Genomic DNA, 3,083 nt, shown 5'->3' with positions numbered 1-3,083 from the left:
TGTCCTGGCGGAGGGCGTGGGATTCGAACCCACGAAGGCCGTAAAGCCTTGCCGGTTTTCAAGACCGGTGCATTCAACCGCTCTGCCAGCCCTCCGAGAGGCGCGATTGTAACCCGAAACTCGGCGACGCCCGCGTCACGGGTTTGATCGCTTCGCGGATCAATCGTCCCGTTCGTTCAAGAACAGCGCCTGCAAGTCGTTCAAAAATCGCTGCCCGAGCGGCGTCGGCGCGATTTTCTCGTACGTACGCTCGATCAGCCCGCGCCGCTCGGCCTCCTGCAATGCAGGCTCGATGGACGTCAACTGCAGCCCCGTCCGTTCGATGAACCGGTGCACGGGAAAGCCTTCGACTAGCCGCAGTGCGTTGAGCATGAATTCGAACGGCAGATCGCGCGTGGAGACTTCGTGCTCTTCCTGTACCGGCGCACCGGCGCGCGCCTGTTCGATGAACGTCTGCGGATGCTTGTAGCGTACCTGCCGAACGATTCGATGGGCGAACGACAACTTCGAATGCGCGCCCGCCCCGATCCCCAGATAATCGCCGAACCGCCAATAGTTCAGATTGTGTTTGCTTGGGTGATGCGGTTTGGCGTACGCCGATACTTCATACCGCTCGTAGCCGGCCGCCGCCGTGCGCTCGTGAATCCATTCCTGCATGTCCGCCGATGCATCGTCGTCGGGCAGGGCAGGCGGAAACTTGGCGAAGAGCGTATTCGGCTCGAGCGTCAGATGGTAGAGCGACAAATGCGGCGGCGCGAACGAAAGCGCCGTTTCGATATCGGCGCGGCATTCGTCCAACGTTTGCCGCGGCAGCGCAAACATGAGATCGAGATTGAAATTCTCGAAATGGCGCGCCGCGATTTCGACCGCCCGGCGCGCGTCGCCCGAATCGTGGATGCGCCCCAGCGCCTTCAAATGCGCTTCGTTGAAGCTTTGAATCCCTACCGACAAACGATTCACGCCGCTCGCGCGAAACTGCGCGAACTTCTCGGCTTCGAACGTGCCCGGGTTGGCCTCCATCGTGATTTCCGCATCGGCATCGAGCGGCAGCAAGGCGCGAACATCCGACAGGAGGCGATCGAGCCCACGCGCCGACAGCAAGCTCGGCGTGCCGCCGCCGATGAAGACCGTATGCACCTGTCGGCCCCAAACCAGCGGCAGCGCTTGCTCGAGATCGGCGCGCAGCGCGTCGAGATAATCGTCTTCAGGGAATCGTTCGCCTTTCCACTCGTGCGAATTGAAATCGCAATAAGGGCACTTGCGCACGCACCATGGGAAATGCACGTAGAGCGCAAGCGGCGGCAAGGACGTGAGATGGATCGCGCCCGGTGCTGTAAACGCCTGCACGACGCCCGCGCGGGTGCCGATCATTTTCCATCCTCCTCGAGCCGCGCCAGCAAGGCCTGCAGTGCGATCGCGCGGTGGCTGCGCGCATTCTTGACCGCGGGGTCGAGCTCGGCGGCCGTCGCCTTCAATTCAGGCAAGAAAAAGTGCGGGTCGTAGCCGAAGCCGTGGGCGCCGCGCGGCGTATCCACGATTTCGCCGTGCCAGCGGCCTTCGGCGATGAGCGGTTCGGGATCGTCGGCATGGCGCACGAGGACGAGTACGCAGTAGTAGTAGCTGCGGCGGTCCGTCACGCCTTGCAGGCGCGCAACCAAGTGGGCGTTGTTCGCCGCATCGCTTTTTTCTCCGCCCGCGCGTTGCGCGTAGCGTGCCGAGTACACGCCCGGTTCGCCGTTGAGCGCGCGCACGCAGAGCCCCGAGTCGTCCGCGAGCGCGGGCAGCCCCGTCAGGCGCGCCGCGTGGCGGGCCTTGGCCAGCGCGTTTTCCACGAAAGTCGCATGAGGCTCCTCCGCTTCCGGAACGCCGAGCTCGCCTTGGGCGACAAGGGCGATGCCCGCTTCGCCGAGCATCGCCGAAAACTCGCGCAACTTGCCGGCATTGTTCGATGCGACGACGACGCGCTCACTCATCGCGCGTCCCCAATGCAGCCTTTTGCTTGTCGATGAGCGTGCGGATTCCCTGCTGCGCGAGGTCGAGCAGCGCGTTCATTTCGTCGCGGGAGAACGGCGCGCCTTCGGCCGTGCCCTGCACTTCGACGAAACCGCCCGCTCCCGTCATGACGACGTTCATATCGGTGTCGCAGCGCGAGTCTTCGTCGTAGTCCAGGTCGAGCACGGGCACGCCCTCATAGACGCCGACCGAAATGGCGGCGACATAATCGGTGATCGGCGATTGGGCGATCCGCCCGGCGGCAATGAGCTTGGAAACAGCATCGTGCGCCGCGACGAACGCGCCGGTGATGCTGGCCGTGCGCGTACCGCCGTCGGCTTGAATCACATCGCAATCGATATGGATCGTACGCGGACCGAGCCGCTCGAGGTCGAACACGGCGCGCAGCGCGCGGCCGATCAGCCGCTGAATTTCCTGCGTGCGGCCGGTTTGCTTGCCGCGAGCCGCCTCGCGATCACTGCGCGTGTGCGTGGCGCGTGGCAGCATGCCGTATTCGGCGGTGAGCCAGCCTTGATTGCGCTCGCGCAAGAATTCGGGCACGCGCTCGACGACGCTCGCCGTGCAGATGACTTTCGTGTCGCCGAATTCGACGAGCACCGAGCCTTCGGCATGCTTCGTGTAGTGGCGCGTGATGCGAACGTCGCGCAGGGCGTCGGCGGCGCGGCCGCTGGGGCGTTGAACGATATCGGGCATGGTGGGAGCAAGAAGCGGCGTGGCGCCGCGTGGAAAGAGCGGAAAGCGTAATTTTACCGCCCTTGACGCCATGCATGCGCCCGGCCGGCTGCCGTGCCGCCGGCTCGGGCGTGCCCGGCAAAAATGGGATAATGCCGGTTCAACGCTTTCGCGCCGGGTCGACGCGCGGGGCGGCTCGAATAACCGGCCGGCGACGGCCACAATCGCGAGACGGACGATGATTTACAGCATGACAGGTTACGCGAGCGCGACGCGCGAACTCGCGGCCGCAGGCGGCAGCGGAGCCATGAGCGTGTCGGTCGAACTGCGCACCGTGAATTCGCGTTTTCTCGACCTGAACTTCCGCATGCCCGAAGAGGCGCGCACGTGCGAGCCGA

General features: G+C 64.5%; 4 protein-coding genes and 1 tRNA gene. 1 reads left to right on the top strand and 4 read right to left on the bottom strand.

All coding sequences use genetic code 11. From position 1 onward, the window contains the following. Positions 1-5: 5 nt before the first annotated feature. From ACTHNR_RS15105 to rph, 4 genes are all read right to left on the bottom strand, one after another. Positions 6-95: transfer RNA gene (locus ACTHNR_RS15105), tRNA-Ser, on the bottom strand. A 64-nt stretch (positions 96-159) separates the two neighbouring features. Beyond that, positions 160-1,371, bottom strand: a complete 1,212-nt coding sequence (gene hemW / locus ACTHNR_RS15100) for a radical SAM family heme chaperone HemW (RefSeq protein ID WP_440548464.1) — start codon at positions 1,369-1,371, stop codon at positions 160-162. Next, on the bottom strand, positions 1,368-1,973 hold the full coding sequence (gene rdgB / locus ACTHNR_RS15095) for an RdgB/HAM1 family non-canonical purine NTP pyrophosphatase (RefSeq protein ID WP_440548463.1): 606 nt from the start codon (positions 1,971-1,973) through the stop codon (positions 1,368-1,370). Before rdgB ends, hemW begins: the two co-directional genes overlap by 4 nt. After that, a complete protein-coding gene (gene rph / locus ACTHNR_RS15090; RefSeq protein ID WP_440548462.1) occupies positions 1,966-2,706 on the bottom strand; it encodes a ribonuclease PH in 741 nt (246 codons plus the stop codon). Before rph ends, rdgB begins: the two co-directional genes overlap by 8 nt. Before the next feature lie 217 nt (positions 2,707-2,923). Between rph and ACTHNR_RS15085 the strand changes: the two genes are divergently transcribed. Then, positions 2,924-3,083 (top strand): YicC/YloC family endoribonuclease (locus ACTHNR_RS15085; protein WP_440548465.1); only part of this gene is annotated, 160 nt, incomplete at its 3' end.

Source organism: Trinickia sp. (genome assembly GCF_051954495.1).
GTDB lineage: Bacteria > Pseudomonadota > Gammaproteobacteria > Burkholderiales > Burkholderiaceae > Trinickia.
The sequence above is the reverse complement of the archived record's forward strand: the minus strand, read 5'-3'. Positions and strand labels throughout refer to the sequence as shown.